This window comes from Herbivorax alkaliphila (assembly GCF_030848475.1).
In the GTDB taxonomy this organism is placed as follows: domain Bacteria; phylum Bacillota; class Clostridia; order Acetivibrionales; family Acetivibrionaceae; genus Herbivorax.
In genome coordinates, this window is record NZ_JAVDDS010000050.1 from 1 (window position 1) to 24,696 (window position 24,696).

Annotated in this window: 19 protein-coding genes and 1 riboswitch; of the genes, 17 read left to right on the forward strand and 2 right to left on the reverse strand. The window is 31.8% G+C overall.

What is annotated here, in order from left to right:
- Positions 1-183: 183 nt before the first annotated feature.
- On the forward strand, positions 184-891 hold the full coding sequence (locus tag RBH29_RS14510; protein WP_306697653.1) for a 4'-phosphopantetheinyl transferase family protein: 708 nt from the start codon (positions 184-186) through the stop codon (positions 889-891).
- A gap of 109 nt (positions 892-1,000) precedes the next feature.
- Here RBH29_RS14510 and RBH29_RS14515 read toward each other — a convergent pair whose 3' ends face one another.
- Both RBH29_RS14515 and ylbJ read right to left on the reverse strand, forming a co-directional pair.
- Entirely contained in the window at positions 1,001-2,338 is a 1,338-nt protein-coding gene (locus RBH29_RS14515) for a copper amine oxidase N-terminal domain-containing protein (RefSeq protein ID WP_306697654.1), read from the reverse strand.
- Positions 2,339-2,387: 49 nt separating this feature from the next.
- On the reverse strand, positions 2,388-3,740 hold the full coding sequence (ylbJ, locus tag RBH29_RS14520) for a sporulation integral membrane protein YlbJ (protein WP_459076793.1): 1,353 nt from the start codon (positions 3,738-3,740) through the stop codon (positions 2,388-2,390).
- Positions 3,741-4,034: 294 nt separating this feature from the next.
- On the opposite strand from ylbJ, the gene RBH29_RS14525 reads away from it, so the two are divergent.
- From RBH29_RS14525 to RBH29_RS14600, 16 genes are all read left to right on the forward strand, one after another.
- Positions 4,035-4,517, forward strand: a complete 483-nt coding sequence (locus tag RBH29_RS14525; protein WP_306697656.1) for an LURP-one-related/scramblase family protein — start codon at positions 4,035-4,037, stop codon at positions 4,515-4,517.
- 245 nt (positions 4,518-4,762) lie between these two features.
- The gene (locus tag RBH29_RS14530; RefSeq protein WP_306697657.1) at positions 4,763-5,938 is read left to right on the forward strand and encodes a sensor histidine kinase; all 1,176 of its coding nucleotides are present in this window, start codon (positions 4,763-4,765) and stop codon (positions 5,936-5,938) included.
- Positions 5,931-6,581 carry a response regulator gene (locus tag RBH29_RS14535; RefSeq protein ID WP_306697658.1) on the forward strand — a complete coding sequence of 217 codons (651 nt, stop codon included), beginning with the start codon at positions 5,931-5,933 and terminating at the stop codon, positions 6,579-6,581. Before RBH29_RS14530 ends, RBH29_RS14535 begins: the two co-directional genes overlap by 8 nt.
- A 262-nt stretch (positions 6,582-6,843) precedes the next feature.
- Positions 6,844-6,996 carry a Flp family type IVb pilin gene (locus tag RBH29_RS14540; RefSeq protein WP_306697659.1) on the forward strand — a complete coding sequence of 51 codons (153 nt, stop codon included), beginning with the start codon at positions 6,844-6,846 and terminating at the stop codon, positions 6,994-6,996.
- Positions 6,997-7,175: 179 nt separating this feature from the next.
- Positions 7,176-7,264: riboswitch (cyclic di-GMP riboswitch) on the reverse strand.
- Positions 7,265-7,687: 423 nt separating this feature from the next.
- Positions 7,688-9,424: a phospho-sugar mutase gene (locus RBH29_RS14545; protein WP_306697660.1), complete on the forward strand. Its 1,737-nt coding sequence runs from the start codon at positions 7,688-7,690 to the stop codon at positions 9,422-9,424.
- Between the two features lie 15 nt (positions 9,425-9,439).
- Positions 9,440-12,952, forward strand: coding sequence for a DNA polymerase III subunit alpha (locus RBH29_RS14550; RefSeq protein ID WP_306697661.1), 3,513 nt, complete (start codon positions 9,440-9,442; stop codon positions 12,950-12,952).
- 64 nt (positions 12,953-13,016) lie between these two features.
- A complete protein-coding gene (gene mtrB, locus RBH29_RS14555) occupies positions 13,017-13,268 on the forward strand; it encodes a trp RNA-binding attenuation protein MtrB (RefSeq protein WP_373463343.1) in 252 nt (83 codons plus the stop codon).
- A gap of 21 nt (positions 13,269-13,289) precedes the next feature.
- The gene (locus tag RBH29_RS14560; RefSeq protein ID WP_306697662.1) at positions 13,290-13,487 is read left to right on the forward strand and encodes a hypothetical protein; all 198 of its coding nucleotides are present in this window, start codon (positions 13,290-13,292) and stop codon (positions 13,485-13,487) included.
- Between the two features lie 92 nt (positions 13,488-13,579).
- Positions 13,580-14,560 (forward strand): 6-phosphofructokinase, encoded by a 981-nt coding sequence (gene pfkA / locus RBH29_RS14565; RefSeq protein ID WP_306697663.1) that lies wholly within the window; start codon positions 13,580-13,582, stop codon positions 14,558-14,560.
- Between the two features lie 396 nt (positions 14,561-14,956).
- Entirely contained in the window at positions 14,957-15,793 is an 837-nt protein-coding gene (locus RBH29_RS14570) for a transporter substrate-binding domain-containing protein (protein ID WP_306697664.1), read from the forward strand.
- Positions 15,794-15,902: 109 nt separating this feature from the next.
- Positions 15,903-16,604, forward strand: coding sequence for an amino acid ABC transporter permease (locus RBH29_RS14575; protein ID WP_306697665.1), 702 nt, complete (start codon positions 15,903-15,905; stop codon positions 16,602-16,604).
- 35 nt (positions 16,605-16,639) lie between these two features.
- The gene (locus RBH29_RS14580) at positions 16,640-17,362 is read left to right on the forward strand and encodes an amino acid ABC transporter ATP-binding protein (protein ID WP_306697671.1); all 723 of its coding nucleotides are present in this window, start codon (positions 16,640-16,642) and stop codon (positions 17,360-17,362) included.
- Positions 17,363-17,942: 580 nt separating this feature from the next.
- Positions 17,943-20,639, forward strand: a complete 2,697-nt coding sequence (locus RBH29_RS14585) for a cellulose binding domain-containing protein (RefSeq protein ID WP_306697666.1) — start codon at positions 17,943-17,945, stop codon at positions 20,637-20,639.
- Positions 20,640-20,699: 60 nt separating this feature from the next.
- Positions 20,700-21,452, forward strand: coding sequence for a copper amine oxidase N-terminal domain-containing protein (locus RBH29_RS14590; protein WP_306697667.1), 753 nt, complete (start codon positions 20,700-20,702; stop codon positions 21,450-21,452).
- A 64-nt stretch (positions 21,453-21,516) separates the two neighbouring features.
- Entirely contained in the window at positions 21,517-24,180 is a 2,664-nt protein-coding gene (locus RBH29_RS14595) for a carbohydrate binding domain-containing protein (RefSeq protein ID WP_306697668.1), read from the forward strand.
- A gap of 227 nt (positions 24,181-24,407) precedes the next feature.
- Positions 24,408-24,611, forward strand: coding sequence for a hypothetical protein (locus RBH29_RS14600; RefSeq protein ID WP_306697669.1), 204 nt, complete (start codon positions 24,408-24,410; stop codon positions 24,609-24,611).
- Positions 24,612-24,696: the final 85 nt, after the last annotated feature.

Below are 24,696 nucleotides of genomic sequence, written 5' to 3' on the forward strand. Positions count from 1 at the left end.
ATTCGGTAGGGCATACCGATTATGCTTGTGGAGAGTCTGCATTAAGTAGCTCTGTGAAGCAAGAATCCTTCTTCCTTTAGGGAGAGGAGAATGTCAAAAGTATTACAAAGTGTGAAATACTTAACAGAGAAGGGGTCAATGTCCCAAGTTTTATACAAATTAAAGATGTTTTGAGGTGAGAGAGTGCTTGAGGTATATGCTGTAGAAGTAAAATATGATATGGATAAAAAGCTTTTTGAAAAGGCTCTAACTTACATTCCAGAAACTAAACAAGACAAGATAAAAAGATTTTTAAGATATGAAGATTCAGTAAGGTCATTAATTGCAGAGATATTGATAAGAAAAATAGTTATTTTGAAACTAAAAATAAAAAATGACGAAATATTTTTTGAAACTGGTGAGTATGGTAAACCGTATCTTAAAGGGGTTGATGATTTTCATTTTAACATATCTCATTCAGGGAAGTGGGTTGTATGTGCTATAAGTGACAGACCTGTTGGAGTTGATGTAGAAAAAATTAAACATTTAGATATTAAAATAGCAGATAGATTTTTTTCAAAAAAAGAAATAGATGATTTATATAGATTGGAAGAAAGTGAGAGACTTCAATACTTTTTTGATCTCTGGACGCTAAAAGAAAGTTACATAAAAGCCGACGGGAGAGGTCTTTACATACCACTTAGTTCAATTTCTTTTAAAAAAGAAAATGATAAAATAGTCTTTAATACTCAAAATGATTTAAATAAGTGTTTTTTTAAAAGATATAGAATTGATAATTTTTATAAGTTAGCAGTGTGTTCATTAGCATCTGGATTTCCTGATAATATACAAATGGATGAGGGAAAAATTTTGTTGTCTGATTTTTTAGATTGGGTAAAGAGTGAGGTTTAAATTTAGAAAATAGCAGATTTAAATTATAGAGCTTAAACGGATCAAAGACTCCCCTTTTAAAAGGGGAGCCTTTAATCCGTTTGTCAAAAAATTGAGACTGTTACTGATTTTACTCGTCAGAAGTATCTTGATCATCAGATGAATCTTCATCGGATTCGTCAGAAGTATCTTGGTCATCAGATGAATCTTCATCGGATTCGTCAGAAGTATCTTGGTCATCAGATGAATCTTCATCAGATTCGTCCGAAGTATCTTGATCATCAGATGAATCTTCATCAGATTCGTCCGAAGTATCTTGGTCATCAGATGTATCTTCATCAGGCTCGTCCGAAGTATCTTGGTCATCAGATACATCTTCATCAATTTCTATTGTTTCAGTTTCATCATCCCAGTTAACTTTTAAACCAAGGTTTTCAATTATAAATCTTAAAGGAACCACTGTTCTATTGTTGATTATCTCAGAATAAGCATCAATTTCAATTTCTTCACCATTTACATATGCTACTTTGCTGTCTATTTTAAGAACTAGTTCAATTTGGTCTTTTGTAATAGTTACTTCTTGTTCTTCTGAGTTCCATGCAACTTCAGCTCCAAATCCCTCAGATATAGCTCGAACAGGTATTAGTGTTCTGCCGGACTTAATAACTGGAGGTGTATCAAATTTTACTGATCTTCCTCTGGCTATAACACTTTCAACAGGTAGAACTTTCATATCTTTATGCTTTTCTTTTAGTTTAGATGACATTTCATCTATTTCTTTCAATTCTTCTTCAGTATAATTTTTTCTAACAGCGTCCCTCATTTTATGTATAGTCTGTTTTCTTTCGTTTAGTAATTGGTGCATTTCTGCTTTTTTATTTGCAAAGTCCTGCCTTAATTCTTCTACCAGTTCATCGTCTCCGAGTTTCTCTGCTTCTTTGAGCCTTTTTTCCAATTCATCCTTTTCCTTTTCAGCTATATCTTTTTGAGCTTCAAGTTGATCTCTTTGCTCTCTTATTTGGTCTCTTTGCTCTCTTCGAATTTCTTTAAATTCTTCTGTAGAGTGTAATGGTCTATTACCTTTATTACCTCTATTGCCTTTTTCGTTAGTTTCATCATTAGATTCTTCATCATCAACATCTTTCTCGTCAGTTTCATCTTCATCGGAGTCCTCTTTATCATCCATATCTGAATCTTCATCAGTATTTTCTTTGGCATCTTCATCGGAGTCCTCGTTATCATCCATATCCGCATCTTTATCAGTATTCTCTTTGGCATCTTCATCGGAGTCTTCTTTATCATCCATATCCGCATCTTTATCAGTAACTTTCTCCTCGTCTTCTGTGGCAGTTTCCTCAGTATCAAGTAGTTCTGTTTCTTCAGCATATGCTACTATAAAGCTAAAAGATGTTGTGAATAAAAATGCCAATAGAAGAGTGATTAAAAATAATCCTTTTACCTTTTTCATTTAATAGAACCTCCTGTTTATTAAGTTTGTTAAATTTCCTTACACTATACTAATTCGACGATAACATTTTATTTTTTAAGGTAGTAAAAAATAAAATTATAAAGGCTGTTAATATAACAATAAAAATTGACATCAAAAGATTGTAACAGGAGACATGTAAGTATTTGTACCAAGAAAGAGAGGTGGAATTTATAGTGCTAAAGGCAGGTTGAGAGTACGTGGAATAAAGACCTGTAATTTTTATTGCTAAAAAAATATAAATTGCTGCAAAAATCCCTTGAAGAAACTTGCCCAATAAATATGGTTTTATACTAATGTCTGTTTTACTTACTATGCTGTAAACTTGTGAATGAACAGAAAGACCTGCCCAGCCCATAATTATACTTACAGAGATTAATTTTTGAATAAAAGAAGTATTTGCTCTGCTTGCTAAATCAGCTCCAGTTGTAATTTCAAAAAAGCCGCTTAAAAGAGCTGTTATTATTTCTTTATTTATGCTGGTTGAATTTAAAAAGGTGAAAACAATATTTGATAGAGATAAAATAAAACCTGTTTTAGTTAAAATATCTATAATAACTGAAAATAAAATAATAAATCCACCTACTGTTAACATTATTTCAAGAGCGTTTTTAATTGCATCTCCTAAAACCTTGCCAAGGTTGAATTTAGTATTATTTACACTTTGCTTTATATCTATTGTTAGTTTTTGAATAAGATCTTTATGGTAGATTGTTTTTTCTGACTTTGAGTTTTTTTTGTAAAATCTGAATAATAATCCTACAGTAATGCTTGCCAGCATGTGACAGCCAAGAAGTAAAACACCCAAACCAGGCATTTTAAACATTCCCACAGCTACAGCTCCTGTAATAAAAAGAGGGCCTGAGTTGTTTGTAAATGCCAGTAATCTTTCTGATTCCACTTTAGTTAAAAGATTTTCTTTTCTCATGCTTGAGGCAAGTTTAGCACCAACAGGGTAACCACTAGTTAACCCCATAGCCAGAGCAAAGGAACCACAACCGGGAACATTAAAAAGAGGGCGCATTACAGGCTCTAAAAGTATTCCCATAGTTTTAATAAAACCTGTCTTATTTAGAATATCTGATGCCACAAAAAAAGGAAACAATGAAGGAAGTACTACTTTTAGCCATAGGTTTAACCCTTTTTGTGCAGATTCTACAGCTGTATTGGAAAAAACAATAAGCAGCATTATAAAAGCAATACATATTGTCGGGAGCAAAAATGATTTTAAATAGATTATATAAGGCGTTTTTCTTGTAAAAAAAGCCACAATAATTATTGTTATCATTAATAAAGTAAGTAAGTTCATGAAGCACCTAAAAAAAAGATTCTTATATGATTTTATTTTATTGTCTATAAAATATACCAGTGAATAAATTCTCATTTTTTAAAGCATAAAAATTTATAAAAAACATTGTTGGAGAATTTTTGTTTATATGTATCTATAAAAAACGATACATGTCATTTAGTTAACACATACCATAAAAAGTAAAACATTTGCAGGTTATTGATTGTGATGATATAATAATGTCATAAATTTTTAAGGTATACAATTTGATTGATTTCATATAGTTTTTATTATTAAAAACATTTTATAGTCTTTTATTTATCAGCAAATGTGTAGAAAAATTATATGATTCAAAAAATAATTGGATTACTATTTAAGGGGGGGTACTATATGAGGTATATTGTAAGACAAAAAGTTTTTTCATTAAGAAGCAGTTTTACAATTAAAGATGAAGGGCAAGAGGATATATATCTTGTAAAAGGTCAATTGCTTTCACTTGGAAATAAACTTAGAATTTTTAATATGGGTGAAGAAGAATTATGCTATATAGAACAGCAACTTTTTAGATTTTTGCCAGAGTATAATATATATATTGATGGAGTTTTAGAGGCTTCCATTAAGAAAAAATTTGCCCTGTTTAAAAATGATTTTGAAATAGCAGCTAAAAAAGGACAGTATTATATTGAGGGAGATGTATTTGCCTATGAGTTTAATATATACAAAGAAGGTTTTATGGTAGCAAGCGTTTCAAAAAAATTCTTTTCCTTTGGCGATACCTATGGTGTTGAAGTTGATGATGATGAGAATCAAGTTTTTATAATGGCATTAGTAATAATAATTGATATGGTTTGTCATAATAACAACAAAAATTGATTATATTCTATAACTCCACCTTTTACTAGGTGGAGTTTCTTTTCTGACTGAATTCTCCAACAAAATAATTATGATTACCATAAAGTGATAGAGGATTTTTAAAGAATATGTAGAATAATAGTATAAACAGTTTAAAAATATCTAATATTTCAATTAAAAAATCACATAATAACTTAATACATATTTCAAACTTCGTGGATGTATTCTCTAAATTTAAAAAATTATAAAATAATAGAGGTATCAAAGTGGCAAACTTTAAACTGGATATTGCAAATTTAGATAGTATAATAAAAAAGACCGTTGAAGCTATAAATAACAGCAAATCTGAAATATACGATATTGCAGAAGGTGCACGCAAAGAGTGTGGACGATTAGAGTATGAGCTTGAGGAATTAAAAAAGCTTGTATTAAAAACCATGTCAAAAGTTAGTTTTCTAGAAAATGAAATGAAAGAAAGCAAAAAAGAATTAATGATTTTAAGTAAAAATCACGATAAACATTCAGAGGAAAAGATTAAAAAAGCATATGAGAAAACAGATGAGTTAAGAGTACAGCTTCTTATAAGCAGAGAAATGGAACGTCACTACATAAACAGAAGAAATGACTTAGAAATTAGACTTAAAGAAGCGTATAAAACATTAAAGAAAGCAGATAGTCTTATTTCCAACGTAAGTGTTTCTCTAGAGTGTCTTACAGGAGACTTGCATAAAGTGAGTGTTAAACTAGAAGATGTGCAGCAAAGGCAATTAATAGGCCTTAAAATAATAAAGGCTCAGGAAGAGGAGCGACAAAGAGTTGCCAGAGATATACATGATGGACCAGCTCAGTCAATGTCAAATGCGATTATGAAAGCAGAAATATGTGAGCGCTTAGTGGAATCAGAGCCAGTTAAGACAAAAAGTGAACTGAAAAATTTAAAGTTTGTTGTCAGAAATACACTTCGAGATGTTAGAAGGATAATTTATGATTTAAGACCAATGTCATTAGATGATTTAGGTTTGATACCGACACTTCAAAGGCATATTGAAACATATCAGGAAGAGTCAGATACTATTGTAGTATTTAAAACTAGAGGTTTTTTCAAAGACTTAAAACCCATAATTTCCTTAACCGTTTTTAGACTTGTTCAAGAAGCAATAAGCAACGTAAAAAAACATGCAAATGCAAAGAATGTAACAATAAATCTTGAGTTTTTAAAAAGAGAATTAACACTTAATATTTCAGATGATGGGAGAGGCTTTGATGCCTCGGTAATGACTGTTAAAAATGAGAGTGATAATAGTGGTTTTGGGCTCTTTAGCATGAAAGAAAGAGTGGAACTTTTAGGTGGGAATTTTGAAATTGATTCTGCTATTGGTGAAGGAACCAATATTAGTATAGATGTACCTTTAATTCCTGAAGAGGAGGTCTCAAATGGATAAAATAGGTGTTGTAATTGCAGATGATCACGCAATGGTGCGACAAGGACTTAAGCAAATATTAGAATTGGAAAATGATATTGCTGTTATAGCGCAGGCGTCAAATGGTGAAGAAGCATTGAGTATTGCAAGGGATAAGACTCCGGATGTTATTTTAATGGATATCAACATGCCTGGAATGAATGGACTACAGGCAATAAAGGAAATAAAAGATGAAAAAATTTCGTCAAGGGTTATTGTCTTAACTATACATGAAGATCGTGAGTATTTATTTAAGACATTGCATATGGGAGCAGAAGGCTATGTTTTAAAAGATGCAGATCCAAATGTTTTAATTGAAGCAATACGGAGTGTAAATAATGGACAGTCTTATATTCAGGCGAATATGACCAAAGAGTTAGTTAAGGAATTTACTAGGGTTACTCTTAATGAAAATAGAAAAGGTGAAGAAAATAATTTGACTTCTAGAGAGAGAGAAGTTTTAGAATTGATAGCTGAAGGAATGATTAATAAGGAAATTGCGACAAAACTTTACATTAGTGAAAAAACCGTTAAAAATCATGTTTCAAATATATTTAAAAAACTCAAAGTTTCTGACAGAACACAGGCTGCAATATATGCTTATAAAAACAATATTACAATATAAAAATCTTTTATATTTATATACTATACGTCTTACTTTTAAGTATTTTACCATGTATTAAGACTAATGAACCTATTTTAAAATAGGAATATTAGTCTATTAAAATAGGTTCATTAGTTGGATAGTATAATGTTCTCACAGCATTTATAATATAAATGTAAGGTATTTTAATTACTTAATTTCACTTATATATTAAAATTCTAATGTATTTTTTACTTACGCAAAGTAGAAGCAAGATGCAAGAAAGAAAGGTGGAAATGTAATTATGAAAATGTTTTTAAAGTATTTAAGAGCTTTGACAGGAAATGAAAAGGGACAGGATATGGTAGAATATGGACTAATGATTTCATTGGTTGCAGTGGCTTTTATAGCAGCATTAATAGTTCTCGGACCTAAAATAACAGATTTATTTGCATAGATTATTAATTTTATAAAAGACAATCGACTTGCCAAAAATACCCTATCTGATTTCAGATAGGGTATTTTTTTGAAAATTAGTTTATAAGGATAATTTTTTAGAGTTCACTTTAAAAAAAAGGCGGTATAAGGAAATACAGACCTATTCCCATATATTTATTGGAGTATAAACAGTCTTTTAATGGTAGCTTGGCAATCATATCAGAATACTCTGACTTAGACCCATAGCTTTGCGTCATCACCTTTTGGCAATTTTGCCTTTTTTCATAAGCCTATTTATCTCCTTATACCTTGTTTAAGGGAGGTAGAATGTTTTACTATTTAATTATATCATAAATAAAGAATATACTGAAATCTTAAATACAACAAAAAAATTTGGTATATAGTTAAAAATTCTAATTATATTCATTTATTTATGGTTAACCTGTATTATCTTATAAAACCCTTGTAAGTTAAAACTTGACAAGGTGTAGCTTATTTTAAAAGTAGGTGTATAATTATATAAAGTTTAAAAGATAAACTATAGTTGTAGCATTTCTTGCGAAAATGACATACATTCACATGTCCTAGTGCAAGAAAATAAATGCAAGAGCGTTATTTGTAATATGAATAAAATATGGTATACTAATTAATGAAATAAATTTCAAAAATAAAAACAAATAAATTATTGTAAGTAGATAGGAGAGGTAAGCATGAAAATAAATGAAATTTATAAATTTTGGCTAGAAAATGAGTACTTTGACAAAGAAACAAAAGAAGAGCTACTTGATATAAAAGACGATCCAAAAGAAATTGAAGAAAGATTTTATAGAGAATTAGAGTTTGGAACAGGTGGACTTAGAGGAATTATAGGAGCTGGCACTAATAGAATTAACAAATACACAATAAGAAAGGCTTCTCAAGGACTTGCAGACTATGTGAAAACTCTTGGGGGAGAAGATAGGGGAATTGTAATTGCATATGATTCCCGTTACAAGTCTCCGGAATTCTCCATGGAAGCAGCAAAGGCTTTTGCTGGAAATGGTATAAAAGTATATCTTTTTGATGAATTACGTCCTACACCTGAACTTTCTTTTGCAGTAAGATACTTTAATGCTGCAGCAGGAATTGTAGTAACTGCAAGTCATAATCCAAAAGAGTACAATGGATATAAGGTATATGGAGAAGATGGCGGGCAGTTGGCAGTTGAAGGTGCTAATAAGGTTATTTCCCATATTAATGAAATTAAAGATATTACAAAGGTAAATTTAATAAAAGAGCAAGATGCAATTAAAGAAGGCTTAATAAATATGGTTGGTAAAGAAGTAGATGATGAATATATAAAAAGACTAAAGACTCTTTGTGTTAATTCAGAATTGGCAAGAGAAACGGGAGAAAATTTTAAGATAATTTTCACACCTTTACATGGCGCAGGTAATAAGCTTGTACGAAGGATTTTAGATGAAATAGGATTTAAGAAGGTTTTAGTTGTAAAAGAGCAGGAACTTCCGGATTCCCAGTTTTCTACAGTAAAGTATCCAAATCCTGAAGAAATAGATGCATTTGAGTTGGCTATTGAAATGGCAAAAAAAGAAAATATAGACATGATTTTTGGAACAGATCCTGATGCTGACAGGGTGGGGGTAATAGTTAGAAATAAAGAGGGGGAATATGTGCCTTTAACAGGTAACCAAGTAGGATGTTTGATGCTTGAATACATACTTTCCCAAAAGAAGAAAAACGGAGAATTGCCTGAGAATGCCTTTGTGGTTAAAACCATTGTTACGACAGAGCTTGCTAAAAAAATCGTAAAGGCCTATGATGTTGAATTGATAGAAGTTTTGACTGGATTTAAATTTATTGGTGAAAAAATTAAGCAGTTAGATGAATGTGGAGATAAAAAGTTTATGTTTGGCTTTGAAGAAAGCTATGGCTACTTATCAGGAACTTTTGTAAGGGATAAGGATGCAGTTTTAGCCTCTATGCTGATTGCTGAAATGGCGGCTTATTATAAATCTAGGGATATGTCACTGTATGAAGGTTTTTTAGAGGTTTTAGAAAAGTATGGACATAGTCTCGAAGGAATTAAGTATTTTACATTAAAAGGAAAAGAAGGGTTGGAAAGAATTAATTTTGCCATGAAAAAGCTAAGAGAAGAATATGTTGTAGAATTTGGCAAATACAAAGCTTTAGCTGTAAGAGATTATGATAGAAAAGAGAGAATTGAAGTAGACAGTGGGGTGCGTGAAAAAATATCTTTACCCCAATCAAATGTTCTATACTATGAATTAAAAGATGGTGAATGGTTTTGTATAAGACCATCAGGTACTGAACCTAAAATAAAGGTATATTTTGGGGTGACAGGAAGTAGTATGGATGAATCTAAAGAAAAGTTAGCTGATTTACAGGATAATGTGCTTTCTGTTATTGAGAAGATGCTTTTTGATTAAAAGGAATGATTAACTGTGCAAAAGTTTGTGCATTTGCATACACATACAGAATACAGTCTCCTTGATGGAGCAAATAGAATTAAAGATCTTATAAGGCGTACAAAAGAACTGGGGATGGATAGCATTGCAATTACAGACCACGGTGTTATGTATGGTGCTGTAGATTTTTATAAAGAGGCTTTTGAAAATGGTATAAAACCTATTTTAGGTTGTGAAGTTTATACGTCTAAGAGATCTCGTTTTGATAAAGAGGCAGGCTTAGATTCAGAACCAGGACATTTGGTTCTTTTATCTAAAAACAATTCTGGGTATAAAAATTTAATGAAAGTTGTTTCTATAGGGTTCACGGAAGGGTTTTACTACAAACCCAGAATTGATATGGAGATTTTGGAAAAATACAGCCAAGGATTAATTGCTTTAAGTGGCTGCCTTTCAGGAGATATACCAAGGGCACTTTTAAGCAATAATTATGAAAAGGCTAAAAGAATTGCTTTAAAATATAAAGATATATTGGAAGAGGATAGTTTTTATTTAGAACTTCAAAGTAATGGTATAGAAGAGCAAAACATTGTAAATTCCCAGCTTATAAAGCTTAGCAGGGAGATTGATGTTCCTCTTATTGCTACAAATGATGCTCATTATTTGAGAAAACAGGATGCAAAGGCACATGAAATACTTTTGTGTATACAGACAGGAAAAAATATAAATGATGAAGATCGTATGAGTTTTTCTTCAGACGATTTTTATGTAAAATCTCCTGAAGAGATGATGGAAATATTTGGAAATATTCCTGAGGCAGTTTCTAATACGGTAAAAGTTGCAGATATGTGCAATGTAAGTCTTGAATTTGGCAAGTTACATCTTCCACACTTTGATATTCCAGAAGGGGAAGATTCATATGGATATTTAAGAAAGCTTTGTTATGATGGACTAAAGAAGCTATATAAAGATCAATGTAAGGATCAGAACAAGATAGATAGACTAGAGTATGAGTTGTCTGTTATAAAGCAGATGGGATATGTGGATTATTTTCTTATAGTAGGAGATTTTATTAGATACGCAAAGGATAATGATATAGTAGTAGGCCCTGGAAGAGGTTCAGCAGCAGGTAGTTTGGTATCCTATTCTCTTGGAATAACAACAATCGATCCTATAAAATACAATCTTATCTTTGAAAGGTTTTTAAATCCGGAAAGAGTCAGTATGCCGGATATTGATATTGATTTTTGTTATGAGAGAAGACAGGAAGTTATAGACTATGTTGTGAGAAAATACGGAGAGGACAGAGTTGCTCAGATAATAACATTTGGAACTATGGCGGCTAGAGCTGTAATAAGAGATGTTGGAAGGGCTTTGGATATACCGTATGGAGATGTTGACAAAGTAGCAAAGATGATACCTTTTCAGATAGGAATGAATATAGACAAAGCTTTAGAAATGAATGCCGAGCTTAAAAATTTTTATAATAATGATGAAGGAGCTAAAGAATTAATCGACACTGCAAGATTACTAGAAGGTATGCCAAGACATGCCTCTACTCATGCTGCCGGTGTTGTAATATCAAAAGAGCCTGTCACAGAATATGTACCACTTCAAAAAAATGATGACAGTATAACAACTCAGTTTACAATGGGTCTTTTAGAAGAATTAGGGCTTTTAAAAATGGATTTTTTAGGTCTGAGGACTCTTACAGTAATAAGAGATGCAGTGGATTTAGTATATGAAAACTATGATAAAAAAGTAGATATAGACACTTTGGATATGAGTGATTCTGATGTATACAAACTAATAGGAGAGGGAAGAACAACAGGGGTTTTTCAGCTTGAGAGTGCAGGAATGACCCAGTTTATGAAAGAACTTAAGCCAACTTCCCTAGAGGATATTATAGCAGGAATATCTCTTTACCGTCCTGGACCTATGGATCAGATTCCAAGGTATATAAAAAATAAAAAAAACAATGAAAAAATAAAATATCATCATCCTCTTTTGGAGAACATACTTAATGTCACATATGGATGTATGGTTTATCAGGAACAGGTAATGCAGATAGTGCGTGACCTGGCAGGTTATTCAATGGGAAGGTCTGACCTAGTTCGTCGTGCAATGGCTAAAAAAAAGGTCAGTGTGATGGAAGAAGAGAGAAAGAATTTTATATATGGTGCAACTGATGATGAGGGAAAAGTAATAGTAAAAGGTGCAGTTTCAAATGGAGTCGATGAAAAAACAGCCAATAAAATATTTGATGAAATGATGGATTTTGCAAGCTATGCCTTTAACAAATCTCACGCAGCGGCCTATGCTGTAATAGCATTTCAGACAGCATGGCTAAAGTGCTATTATCCTGTTGAGTTTATGGCAGCACTTTTAAACAGCTTTTTAGGAAGTAGTGAAAAAATATCACAATATATTTATGAGTGTAAAAATTTAGGCATAAAGATACTGCCACCTGACATAAATGAAAGTAATGTAAAGTTTACCGTTACAAATGGTAAAATTAGATTTGGATTGACGGCAGTTAAAAATGTTGGAGAAAATGCTGTAAAGGCAATAATTAATGAGAGAAAGAAAGAGGGAGTTTATAAAGATCTTGTAGATTTTTTAGAAAGAATTGAGGGGAAAGATGTCAATAAAAGGTGTATAGAAAGTTTAATTAAAAGTGGAGCTTTTGATTGGACAAAAGTTTACAGATCAAAACTTTTGGCTGTTTATGAGAAAATAATGGATGGAATAATCCAAAGAAAGAAAAAAAGCATAGAAGGACAACTTTCAATTTTTGACGTTTCAAAAGAAAATTCAGATAAAAGTGATGAGATTCAACGTATATCTGACAATAAAGATATATATCCTGATATAAAAGAATATCCAACAAAGATGTTGCTTTCCATGGAAAAGGAGATGCTTGGATTATACATTTCAGGTCATCCTCTTAAGGATTTTGAAAAGGAAATAAAGGAAAGGGTAACACTTTTAAGTTCGGATCTTTCTATAAATATTGAAGGAGAAGATACCGATATACCTTTAGGTGATTACAAAAAGATATCTGATGGTCAAAATGTATATGTAGGAGGGATAATTACATCGAAAAAGACTAAAACTACTAAAAATGGCAACCTCATGGCCTTTGTCACTTTAGAAGATTTATTTGGTATTATGGAGATAATTATTTTTCCATCAATACTGGAAAGGTATTCAAATTTAATAAATGAAGAAAATATCGTTCTTGTAAAGGGGCGGATAAGTATAAGAGAAGAAGAGCAGCCAAAGATAATATGTGAAGAAGTAAGTGCATTGAGAAAAAAGAACATAAAAAAATTGTACTTAAAAATAAATAACAACATAGACGATGAACTTATGGAATCTACAATTAGTTTTTTGAAATTTTTTAATGGTAGTATTCCTGTAATTTTATACAATGAGGATGAAAAAGAAAGAAAGGTTTTAGAAAGAAATTCGTGGGTAAATTTAAATGAGACAGTTATATCTGAACTAAAAGAAAGATTTGGAGGTGAAAATGTTAAGTTAGTATAATTGGGTGCTAGAAAAAACTTTATTTAAATAAATATTGATTTTTGATGCAAATTAATATATAGTTATGACGAGGTGGTTTGATTTGGATAAAGAAATAGATAAAGTATTAGGAGATTTTATTATTATAAAAGCTGAAGAAAATGGAGTTAACATTATCGGTCTCACAAGAGGCAGCGATACAAGATTTCATCATACAGAAAAGCTGGATAAGGGTGAATTACTTATAGCCCAGTTTACCGAGAATACTTCTGCGATAAAGATAAGAGGAAAAGCTAGAGTAATGTGTCGACATGGAGAAATTGGTTCCGGTGAATAATGTATAAAGGGGCGTGTTTATATGTGGACAGTAGTATATATGGCTCAAAGTAAAAATATTGCTAATACTATGCAGGATTTATTATCAAATGAAGGTATTTTAGTAAAATTAAGACCTATAAGCAAAAATCGTGAAACCAATGATGATTATTATGAAGTGTTAGTGCCTGAATCTGAGGTAGAAGAGGCTCACAGTGTAATTATTGAAAAAGGATATTAAAATTTATAAATATATTCTTCTTTATTTTGTCCCGTGTTATTGATTTGATTAACACGGGTTAAAATATTTATAAGGAGAAGGAGGTGCAGTTTTTGAATAATATAAAGACAATGGGGGTTTTAACCAGTGGGGGAGATGCCCCGGGAATGAACGCTGCAATAAGGTCTGTTGTGAGGGCAGGGCTTTATTATGGTTTCAAGGTTTTTGGTATTAGAAAAGGCTATGAAGGTCTTATTCGTGGTGATGTTCATCAAATGAATGCTAGAACGGTGGGGGATATACTACATAGAGGAGGTACTATTTTACAGACTGCAAGATCCCCACAGTTTAAAACTGAACAAGGGCAGAAAAAAGCAATTTCAATGGCAAATGTTTTTGGTATTGATGCTATTGTTGTAATTGGAGGAGATGGCTCATATAGAGGGGCAAGGGCTCTTAGTGAACTAGGAATAAATGTAATAGGGATTCCAGGTACAATTGACAATGATATTGCTTCAACTGATTATACCATTGGATTTGATACTGCTTTAAATACAGTACAGGATGCATTGGACAAGATACGTGACACTGCCTATTCTCATGAAAGATGCAGTATTTTAGAGGTTATGGGAAGACATGCAGGATATATTGCATTGAATGTTGGTATTTCAGGTGGTGCGGAATCGGTTATTTTACCTGAGATGGCAAATTCTCTTGATATGGATAGAGATGTAATTAAACCTATAATTGAAGCTAGAAACAGAGGCAAAAAACACTATATTGTTATTGTTGCAGAAGGTGTTCAAGGGAAAGCTATGGAAATAGAAAAAGAAGTGATGGAAAAAACAGGAATAGATGCTAGGGCAACAATATTAGGTCATATTCAAAGAGGCGGAAGCCCTACTGTACATGACAGAGTTACTGCAAGTGTCATGGGGGTAAGAGCAGTAGAAGTTTTGAAAAATAATGGAAAAAATAGAATAATATCTTTGAAAGATGGTGTTGTAACTGACATAGATATAAATGAAGCTTTGGAAATGAAAAAAACACTACCGGAAGATATGATTAAAATAAGTAAAATATTATCTTTATAGTTAACTTGCTTAGTAAAAGTTAAAAAATAACATTCAGTTCGAATTGTCTAAAATCTGTTGAATTATTGGGATTTTACTTTTGAGAATAGAGCATTATTTGTAAGGCATTCTTTAGCTAAAGAGTAAATGTTAATGTACACTTTTGAAAACTAGTAATGGTATTTAAAAAAGTTATGTAAAAATATTTAAATTAAAGTAATATTATGGTTTGGGCTATAATGTGAGGGGATAATTAAGTATATTTAGGTATAAAGGGGTAACTTCTATTGTATACCTACTTACTATAAATTATCTATGTATACGAGTTTTGCGTCAACAGTGGAAATTAAGTAAAATGGTTTTGGCAGTATGCTACAATAATATATTTAGGTTTCATATTTTTAGGAGGGAGTAAAAATGAAGTATAATTTTAAGTTGACAAGTATTATGCTTGTTATAATTTTAACATCTTTTATTTTTGTGGGGTGTGGACAAGAAGGAATACAGGTGGGTGTTACAACAGGAACTACCTATGCAGAGTACGTGGAAGAAAACTTTTCAAAAGTCAGTAATATTAATACATACGATGACGACAATGGCACGTTGATGGATCTTGACAGAGGCAGAATAGACGCTGTTGTTACTGACAGACTTGTAGGGCTTAATGCAATTACCAATGCAGGCTATGATAACATGAAGCTTGCAGGTGAATATTTATATGAAGAAATAATAGGTGTTGCAATAAGAAAGGGAGATGACACATTAAGACAAGCTATAAATGAAGCTTTAGCAGATATGATTGCTGATGGTGCATATGCAGAGATAAGTGATAAGTATTTTGGCAGAGATGTGTTAGAAGGTATAGACTATGAAGAAACTTTTCCTGATGAAGAACCAGCAGATGATGACAGCTTGCAAAGAGTTTTGGATGCAGGAGAAATAAGCTTTGCTATGAGCGGAGGTTATGCACCTTTTAATTATTACGATGGAGATGGAGAACTTACAGGATTTGATATTGATATTGGAAAAGAGGTTGCCAATCGTTTAGGAGTGGAATATAAACCTGTTACTACTGACTGGGATGGTATCATAGAAGGTCTTAGAAGCGAAAGATATGATGGTATTTTCGGCAGTATGGCAATTACTGAGAGAAGACTTGAAACAGTTGATTTTACAGATCCTTATTATTACTCAGGTGCTCAATTGATTGTTTTAGAGGATTCGGATATTAATGGACCAGAGGATTTAGAATAAATTTTAGATAAAATACAATGCATGGTAATTACCATGCATTGTATTTTATAAAGACAAAGGTTCAAGTAGAAAAAATGTTCTTTTGAATTGTTAGGGAGGTTTATTTGAATTGTTTTTAATTGACTATTTTAAAGGTATAGCAGAAAATATAACAGAAACATATGAATTTAGCATTATTTTAAATGATTTTTGGGTATTTCTACCAGCGGCAATAGAGACACTTAGAATAACTATAACAGCTATAGTTATTGGATTGATAATAGGTCTGTTTGCTGCTCTTGCCAGATTATCTAAATATAAAATATTATATTATCCTTCTACGTTATATATAACTGTTATAAGAGGAACGCCTATTCTTTTACAGTTGCTTATAATATATTATGGTATTACAGCTATTGTAACTCTGAATGCATTTACTTCGGCAGCTATTGCCTTTGGATTACATAATGGAGCATATATAGCTGAGATTTTTAGAGGTTCAATTAAATCAATAGATATTGGGCAAAAAGAGGCTGCTAGATCATTGGGAATGACTAAAATTCAGGCTATGAAAAGGGTAATATTGCCTCAAGCATTTAAGCGAGCAGTGCCTCCTTTGGGAAATCAGCTTGTTATAGCTACAAAGGATTCTTCACTTGCAAGTGCAGTTGCAGTAAGTGAGCTTACACGAAAAGGAAGAGAAATGGGTTCATCTACTTTTAATTATCTTGAATATTTACTTATAGCAGGTATTTATTATCTTATAATAACATCTATTTTGAGTTTTATAGTTCACAAAGTGGAGAAAAAATTAGCAGTAAGTGATAGATAGGAGTGAGAAATTTGACCAAGATAAGTGATTTTAAAATGGTTGAAATAAAAAATTTACATAAACGTTTTGGTAAACTTGAAGTTTTAAAGGGAATTGATTTATCTGTTGAAGAAGGGGAAGTTGTTGTAATTATTGGACCAAGTGGTTCAGGAAAAAGTACACTTTTGCGATGTATTAATTTTTTGGAAAAAAGTCAAAAAGGTAATATTTATATTGAAGGCAATCGAATAGAGAGAAAGCAAAAGCTTATTAATGAGATGAGGCAAAAAGTTGGTATGGTTTTTCAACATTTTAATTTGTTTCCTCATATGACTGTTCTTCAAAATGTAATAGAAGGACCTATACAGGTAAAAAGAATGTCAAAGGACGAAGCTGTGATTTTGGCAGATGAATTACTTGAAAAAGTTGGGTTAGATGATAAGAAGTATATTTATCCTGCAATGCTTTCAGGAGGACAAAAACAAAGAGTTGCTATAGCCAGATCTTTGGCTATGAAACCAGATGTAATGCTCTTTGATGAACCTACATCTGCTCTTGATCCAGAATTAGTTGGGGAAGTTTTGAATGTTATGAAAGATTTAGCAAGAGAAAAGATGACTATGGTTGTAGTAACACATGAAATGGGCTTTGCCAAAGAAGTAGCAGACAGGGTTATTTTCATGGATGAAGGTGTAATAGTTGAAGAGGGGACGCCGGAAGAATTATTTGATAATCCTCAAAATGAAAGAACAAAATCATTTTTAAGCAGAGTATATTGATTTTTAAAATTCTCCATTTAAGCATGGTGGTACAAAGTATCTTATTTAAAAATCTCATCTAGTGAACTCGTTTAGCTAAAGCTAATAAAGAAGAAACAGCTTTTTCTTTACCTAGTATTGTTTAAAATTTAACAAAAATCAATGCCTGATCCCCTGTTTCACCACCTTTAGATGAACCGGCAGGTTATGCGTCTATAAATGGAGATACTAGTGTGCATGTTATTTATGTGAATGAAAATCGAGTATTTACAGGCTCTAAACTGCGTAACTTTAGTTTCTGGAATATTGTTTTTCACATTTAGTATATACACCCGGTACTGGTGGTGAAGTTTATTACGTAGGGACAGGACACTTGTTGTGTAGATGGCAATAATATCCTAAAACATTGACCTACATATATATTATGGTGTATAATATATGTATAATGTAATATAAAATCTTAAGATAGTACTTCCTTAAGTGTTCACCTTTTGTTTTACCACTAATCGTTGTTATTTTCGTCGCAGCTAACATTGAAGTTAACTTTATTGTTATTATAAAAAATTATTTTGTTTGGTGATAGGTTGAGGAGGTAGTTTTTATGTGCAAAAATATCTATAATTTATTCTTTTCAAAGGTGGTCTTAGCAGTTCTAATTATCGCAGTTCTTACGTCCCCACCAGTAATTAAAAATGCTTATGGAGCGACTGAAAGTAATATCGAAGTGACATTTTTAAATAACAATACTGATTCATTTACTCAAACCATTTCAATAAATTTTAAAGTTACTAACGTAAGTTCAGAAAGCTTAAATCTTTCTGATGTAAAATTAAGATATTATTTTACTGATGATGGTGTATCCCCCCTTACCCTGTCGATTGACCATGCAGGAAATGAAGGTGTGGAAATTAATAGTAATATAATTTATTCAATTAATTCAATTTCGGCAACTGATGCAGATAAATATGTTGAAATTGGTTTTGATGACACAACAGGTATGCTTTTACCAGGAAATTCGACTGTAATTCAATCAAGATTACATCATTCCTATTACAGCGGAACTTTTGATCAAACTAACGATTATTCATTTTCTACTACAAATACTGAATATGCACCATGGAATAAAGTTACAGGTTATTTGAATGATAATCTTGTTAGTGGGATTGAACCACATTCAGAATCTGGATCAAAAACGCCAGAACCAACAGCAGAACCAACAGCAGAACCAACGCCAGAACCAACAGCACAACCAACATCGGAAGCAACGCCAGAACCAACCTCAGAACCAGAAACTTCTCCTACGCCTGATGTGGAAGCTTTAAATTATGAAGGAGAAGATATGTATTATGATATTAATTTATCAAGAATTGTTGAAAGTGAAGTGGAGTTTGGCGATTATTCAGATATTCAGATATCACAGGAAGCTGAGTTTTCTAAAACTAATGTAATAGAACAGCAAAAAGAAATAGCACTTGTGATGGATAATTCTGGAAGTCTGAGCTCTTATACAGAAGATATTGTAACACCTTTTGACTATGGAATTTATGCACTTGATACTCTTCACTTTACAGGTAATGATGTATATATAAATGGAAGTACTTATTCTAGAAATTTAATTAGTTTAGCAGGAAACTTTACTATTACAGATGCAGCTACTTTTAAAGAAAAAACAATATCAGGTAATGCACATATAGAAAATGAATTGCCTTATTCAGATCATGTTGATATGCCGTATTTTCATTCGGAATTAATGGTAGAGGCTTATGGTGCTGATTATTACTTTGATCCTGATGTTTTTTTTCCTCATGATGAAGTTAAGGACATGCCAGGTCAGGAAGGTATACATATTAGATACGAATCTGATATAGATACCTTTATAATAACATCAGATTATGAACAAACTTTTAATATTGACTCTTCCATGTACTTTAAAGGTAATATACAAATAACTCTTGATGAAGTAGTCAATACAAGTCAAGGGTTTCTAGTTGCAGACGGGGATATTGATGTAGAGGGACATCAACTTTCATATACAGAGGATAACAATAGATTAAATCTTTATTCAATAAATGGAAATATAAGCTTTTACTCTTCTGATTCAGAAATAAAAGGAATTGCATATGCTCCAGGAAATCCTTCTGAACCTGAGACAAGTGGTGAGATTGTATTTAAAGGAAATGGAAATATCATAAGTGGAAGCATGGCAGCGCAGAATTTTACTTTTCAAGCAGGAGATGTAGTTTTTAATCATGATATTAATGATTTAGAGGAAATTAAAACAAAATATTTTCAAAAATCAACGTATCTTGACTCTATTAAGCAATCGGCAAAAGAGTTAATTAACAGTTTATCAGGTACTCAAACAAAGATGGCAGTGATTCAATATTCAGATAGTGCTAATGCTAATGACTTTAACCTTTATGATTTATCAGTTGAAGGTAATGATGAATTGTTGAAAAATAAAATAGATAATATAACCTCTACTACTGAAGGGTTTAGCAATATGGGGGATGCATTAAGAAGAGCAAATCATATCTTAACTAATTCTTCACAAACTAGCGAGCACAGTATGAAACATATGATTGTTCTTTCAGGCTCAGCACCTAACAAGTGGACAAGCAATAATCCTTTAGGAACAGAAGCTAAAACAACTATTGGTGATGCAATTCATATTATGGGTGATGGAACGTCTGACAGTGATGGAAGCTCCTTAGAATATGCAAAGACAATAGGAAATAATATAGAGTCAGATAATATTGAGACAATATATATAGATTTTTCTTCTGATGAAGATGTACAAAACAAATTAGAAGAAATTGCAAATGCAAGTGGTTCAAAAACAGTTACTGATACGGGAAGAAAATTTTATAGTCCAGACTCAATATTAGAGCTTCCAGATATTTTTGACAGCATTGAACTTGAAATAATGTACTCTTTGATGTTGGATAAAATAAAATACCAAGAAATTTTTCCTGAAGGAGTCAGAGTTATTGAAGTGCCTGAGGGTATGGAAGTAGAAAGCTTGGAGCTTAATGGAGGATTCAGGGATAAAGTAACTGGAGTATTTAATGATGTATCACTTAACTTTGATGGAGATAGGTATATTATGGATAAGTTTAGCTTTGATGTACAAGTAAGATATGTTACAGCCGGAGAGGTAAATTATAAGGGAACAGATGGAAGTATTAGTTATACAATAAATTATTTAGATGAAAATGGTGAAGAAGTTAATTATATGATAACAAAAAATCTTGATGACTTAACTTTATATATAACAATGTCTGTAGATATAGGCTGATAATAAGCATACTTAAAAGTTACAATGTATTAAAAATCTAAAACAAAACGGGGGTCTATTATGAAAAAAATATTAGCAGTAGTAACATTAATAGTTGTAGTATTGTTTTCCTGTAGTATCTTAAGCCCTGAGGTGTATGCAGAAAGTGAAATAAGCGTGTATTTAAACGAAGAGTTACTCCAATTTGATGTTGAACCGTACATCAAAGAGGGAAGGACAATGGTACCTTTTAGAGTAATATTTGAGGCTATGAACTTAGATGTAAGTTGGAATGCTTCAAATAAAACGGTTTATGCAAAAAATGATACTACAGAAATTATCATTGAAATTGGAGAGAGTTATTCATATGTAAATGGATACAGGAGAACATTAGATGTACCTGCTGAAATTGTTAATGGGAGAACTTTTGTACCATTAAGGTTTGTTGCGGAAAACTCTGGGGGTGAGGTTTCATGGGATGGAGACACAAGAACAGTTTATATTACCTATGTATTTGACAGATATAATCTAGGAGATACGGCGTATTTTAATGAATTTGAATTTTCCATAGAAAGTGTAGATATAACTAGCGATGGAAGAGTTATAACTGTTAATGGAAAAAGCAATCAAGATGGAAGGGTAATGGTATTTGAAGCTTATGATAGATCAAAAAGAATTGCAAGTGGATTTTCCAACATAAAAGGAGAGGAGGGAGATAAATACAAGTTTGAAGCAGTTATATTTGCATCACATGATTTTAAACCAGAAATCATTATAGTAAAGACGTTTAACAGTGATAGAAAACTTGTTAAAATTGCTGAATACAATCTATAGTCTAGTTATATTTCATTAATAGGTATATCAAGTAACGTTTTTAGAAAGAGGAGTTGTGCTTTACATGAATAAAAGATTTATAAAAACAGGTTTAATTTATGTACTTGTAATTGTAATATTAATGCAGCTAAGTGTTTGCTTAGAGTATATATCAATAAGTAATGTATATGCTGATACAGAAAATGAAGTTATAAGAAATGGTGATTTTGAAATTGGTTCGACAGAGTGGTCTCTCTATGTAGATTGGGCTGCTGGTGCTAGTGCATATAATGTTGTTACTGCTGATGAAGAAGGTAATAGCATTTCTAGAACAGGTGTAACAAATGTGGGAGATGATGATTGGTCAATTAAATTGTTGCAAAATGATATTCCAATTGAAAATTCAAAAAAATACAGACTGTCTTTTGATGCATGGAGTTCAGTTTCCAGAGAAATCAAGGTTGAAATTAGGCATGGTACAAACTATACCGTATATTCTGAAAAAATCCTTAGTCTAGGAACTTCAGAGGAAAATTATTCATTTGAATTTGTTATGAATAATTCCACAGACTTATCAAGCCAGCTGGCTTTTAATTTGGGATATACAGATAGTTTAGAAGAACAATATCATGATATTTATATTGATAATGTAAGTTTGGTAATGCTAGATGATGAACCAGAACCAACCCCAGAGCCAACGCCGGAACCGACACCAGAATCGCCAAGCTGGCCATTTCCACCGAATTTTGGGATAGTACCTCCGTCTCCTACAGATTCCAATGTTACACCGGATCCATCTGATGATGTACAGTCAAATATACAATTATCAAGAGATACTTTAGAAGATGTTGACCTTGGAAGAATAGTAGATATGGAAATTGCACAGGAGGGAAGCTTATTAATAGAAGGAGAAATTGAAGCACCAAAAGAAATAGTTATGGTTTTAGATAATTCAGGTACCTTTAATTCCTATATGACAAATGTTCCCTGGCCGTTAGATTATGGGATTTATGCTCATGAAACATTATCGCTACAAGGATATGAAATAGATATAGATGGAAGTACATATTCAAGAGAGTTTATATGTACGGTAAATACTCTTGGAATTACTGGGAAGTGCTCATCATTTTCAACTCATATTACAAGTCCAATAATTAATGTGGGGGAATTTGAAAATCTTAATGTTCCTGTAGAAATGCCGCGTTTTGAGACAAAAATACTAGAAGATAGTAAAATATTTAATCCTGAAAACTATGAAGATGAACCTCAACCAATGCCTGGACAAGAAGATATTAATATAAGATACTTAGATAAAGAAGGTAAGTTTGAAATTATTGCAGATAGTGGCATGACTTTAAATATAGAATCTTCAATGTATTTTATGGGAGATCTTTTAATATCTCTACCACAAATAAACAATGAAAGTGATGGTTTTTTGATGGCGGATGGTGATATTACTATTCAGGGAGATGATATTAGCCCATCAGGGCCTAATGATAACTTGTTTATATATTCAATAGAGGGAAATATAAATTTTGAGACTAACAGTTCAGAGATAAATGGAATAGCTTATGCACCTGGAGATCCAGATGATCCAGAAACGGGGAAGGTTAGATTTTTAGGTAACAGTAATGTTATAAATGGAAGTTTGGCAGCTAAAAACTTTGATTTTACAGCAGCTAATCTGGAAGTTAACAATCCAGATAATAAGTATGAAGGAATTAAAGATGAATACTTTCAGGGAATAAATTACCTTCACGCTATTAAAAATGCAGCTAAAAATTTTGTTGATAGATTTGTGGGAACTAGAACTAAGATAGGAATAATACAGTATTCTGACTCTGCAAATGACAATGACTTTGAATTATATGATGTATCTTTAGAAGAAAATGCAGAAATTTTAAAGAGTAAAATTGAAGATATTGAATCTCCAGTAACAGGAGAGAGTAATATGGGTGACGGTATAAGAAGAGCTAAATATTTATTAAATGATCCTAATCAGACTTTCCAATATGCTTCTAAACACATGGTTGTTCTTACTGGATCTGCTCCAAATAAATGGACAAGTAATAATTCTTATGGAGAGGAATTTATGCTGGATGATGGTGATGCTGTTTATTTAGAAGGAGAGGGAAATATAGGTGGTGATACTAATTCTTTAGAATATGCAAAAGCAATAGGAGATAGTGTAAACAATCAAAATATTACACCTGTATTTATTGACTTTTCATCTGAGGATAATGATATTGAAAACCCGCTAGATCAAATTGCATTATCTAGTGGAGCTAGAAGGGTAAGTTCTACCGGCAAGCATTTTTATAAAGCTGATTCTATATCACAGCTTTCAGGAATATATGACAGCATTTATATGACAACAGTTTTTGATACAAGCTTAAATGGTGTTGCCTTTGAGAAAGTATTTCCTGTTGGTGTTGTGGTTGAAGAAGTACCTGAAAATATGGAATTAGAGGAAATAACATTTGAAGATGAAGATAGATATAGGCTGACCGGGATAATTGATGATGTTTCATTTAACTTTGATGGATCCCAATATGTATTAGATAAGGTTGGATTTAATGTAAGAGTAAGGTATACCAGCATTGGTGAATTTATCTACAGTGGTTCAGATGCAAAGATGACATATATGATTAACTATATTGATGGAAATGGAAATGAACAACTGGAATTTCTTGAAGAAGAGTTTGATGATTTGATTGTAAACTGTACATTTGAAATTGACATAAATTAATGTTAATATATTAATTGTTGTTATAGATGTTTTGGCTTTTGAGAGTCAAGACATCTTTTTAGTGGCTAAGAAAGTGCATTGCTTTCTGGCATCAAAAAAGTCTACCGATTTATAGTCTATAGGCACGTATAAACTTTTGTTGACTTAATAAATTATTTAGCTAAAGGGCTTGAGTTTGATGCTGTCATAATTTTAATAAAACTACTTTAGACAGGAGGTTTGTAAAAATGAATAAATTTTCAATAGTAGAAACTGGGATTAGAAAAGGAGAAATAAAATTTTTTGTATCTGAATTAAAAAAAAGCAAATTAATTGCAGGAACAGAAAAGGATGAATATGGAGATACAGTTTATCATACTCATAATATTCTAGCAGTTAGAAAGATTGCAGATGAATACGATGGTCTGATGATAGATTTGTATAAAAAATAGAAATAGATTTAAAGTGAAAAAGATAAACAACATTTTTAAAATACTTGAAATATGGGAAAAATTCATGAGAGGACAGCAAATTTTC

Excerpts from the sequence above, each read along its gene's own strand:
- RBH29_RS14515 (WP_306697654.1), bottom strand. The coding sequence starts at position 2,338 with ATGAAAAAGGTAAAAGGATTATTTTTAATCACTCTTCTATTGGCATTT.
- ylbJ (WP_459076793.1), bottom strand. The coding sequence starts at position 3,740 with ATGAGAATTTATTCACTGGTATATTTTATAGACAATAAAATAAAATCA.
- RBH29_RS14525 (WP_306697656.1), top strand. The coding sequence starts at position 4,035 with ATGAGGTATATTGTAAGACAAAAAGTTTTTTCATTAAGAAGCAGTTTT.
- RBH29_RS14535 (WP_306697658.1), top strand. The coding sequence starts at position 5,931 with ATGGATAAAATAGGTGTTGTAATTGCAGATGATCACGCAATGGTGCGA.
- RBH29_RS14540 (WP_306697659.1), top strand. The coding sequence starts at position 6,844 with ATGAAAATGTTTTTAAAGTATTTAAGAGCTTTGACAGGAAATGAAAAG.
- RBH29_RS14545 (WP_306697660.1), top strand. The coding sequence starts at position 7,688 with ATGAAAATAAATGAAATTTATAAATTTTGGCTAGAAAATGAGTACTTT.
- mtrB (WP_373463343.1), top strand. The coding sequence starts at position 13,017 with ATGACGAGGTGGTTTGATTTGGATAAAGAAATAGATAAAGTATTAGGA.
- RBH29_RS14560 (WP_306697662.1), top strand. The coding sequence starts at position 13,290 with ATGTGGACAGTAGTATATATGGCTCAAAGTAAAAATATTGCTAATACT.
- RBH29_RS14570 (WP_306697664.1), top strand. The coding sequence starts at position 14,957 with ATGAAGTATAATTTTAAGTTGACAAGTATTATGCTTGTTATAATTTTA.
- RBH29_RS14580 (WP_306697671.1), top strand. The coding sequence starts at position 16,640 with ATGGTTGAAATAAAAAATTTACATAAACGTTTTGGTAAACTTGAAGTT.
- RBH29_RS14585 (WP_306697666.1), top strand. The coding sequence starts at position 17,943 with ATGTGCAAAAATATCTATAATTTATTCTTTTCAAAGGTGGTCTTAGCA.
- RBH29_RS14590 (WP_306697667.1), top strand. The coding sequence starts at position 20,700 with ATGAAAAAAATATTAGCAGTAGTAACATTAATAGTTGTAGTATTGTTT.
- RBH29_RS14595 (WP_306697668.1), top strand. The coding sequence starts at position 21,517 with ATGAATAAAAGATTTATAAAAACAGGTTTAATTTATGTACTTGTAATT.
- RBH29_RS14600 (WP_306697669.1), top strand. The coding sequence starts at position 24,408 with ATGAATAAATTTTCAATAGTAGAAACTGGGATTAGAAAAGGAGAAATA.